This window comes from Micromonospora echinofusca (genome assembly GCF_017614955.1).
GTDB lineage: Bacteria > Actinomycetota > Actinomycetes > Mycobacteriales > Micromonosporaceae > Micromonospora > Micromonospora echinofusca_A.
Window position 1 is genome coordinate 1 of record NZ_WVUH01000681.1, and the last position, 985, is coordinate 985.

A 985-nucleotide genomic window follows, 5' to 3' on the forward strand; every position below is an offset into this window, starting at 1 on the left:
GGTGCCACCAGCGCAGCAGCGACCGGCAGGCCGGTGCGAGGTCGTCGCAGGTCGGCAGCGGGTACGTGGTGCCGAGTGGGGTCGGGTGGTCGGGTCGGGCGATGTAGGCGGTGGGTGTCCAGCCCTGTCCGGTGTCGGTGACCTCGCCGACGACACGGTCCGGGTAGGGGATGGCGAAGGCGGTGGCGGCTTCGGTGTCGGGTACCACCAGCCAGGTGCGTGGTTCGCGTCGGCGCAGGGTGGCCACGCCGGCTGACGGGTCGCCGGGTCGCAGGAGCACGTGCCGGGTGCCGCTGTCGCCGAGGGTCGGGCGGTGGTTGCGCCAGGCGCGGTAGGTGGCGACGAGCATGGCTCCGAGGGTGGTGTGCCGTTCGCGGGCGGTGAGCGCGTCGGTGAGGGTCTGCTGGTAGCCGGGGAGGTGCAGGTCGGCGCGGGCGTCGAGCTGGTGTGCGGCTGTCGTGGCGATCGTGGCCGTGCGGGTGAGGGTCGTGTCGAGGGCGGTGGTGGTGTCGGTGAACGCGCGGGCGGTGTGGTGCAGCAGGCGGGCGAGGTCGCCGATGGGGCCGAGGGTGGCGGTGTCGTGGCGCCACAGCTGGTCGGGTAGGACGTCGTTGGTGTCGGCGGCGATGCGTCGCAGTGCGGGGTCGGTGAGCAGCACCGGGGTCTCCTTCGTGGGTTGGTCGGGTGTGGGTGTGCGGCAGGACCGGTCGCCGGTGGGGTGGCGGCCGGTCCTGCGGTGTGTTCAGGTGGTGCTGGGGTCAGCCGATGGCGACGGCGCACAGTCGTGCGGTGGGGCGCAGGCTGCGCAGGTAGGAGCAGGCTTCGTTGAGGAAGCGGAAGCGGTCGGCGACGGAGTCGCTGGTGGCGATGAGGAGGCGGCCGTCGGTGGTGATCAGGGCGTCGCCGATGAGGGCGGTGCGCCAGTGCAGGCCGACGTAGGTGGCTTCGCCTGCCTGGTAGACGGACAGTTCGTAGGGGTTGAGGG

At 72.6% G+C, this 985-nt stretch carries 1 protein-coding gene and 1 pseudogene; both read right to left on the bottom strand.

Annotation, left to right across the window (positions count from 1 at the left end):
• Window positions 1-658 (bottom strand): hypothetical protein (locus GSF22_RS33845; protein WP_208817953.1); only part of this gene is annotated, 658 nt, incomplete at its 3' end.
• 100 nt (window positions 659-758) lie between these two features.
• Window positions 759-985 (bottom strand): annotated as a pseudogene (locus GSF22_RS33850) (hypothetical protein); the annotation flags it as partial.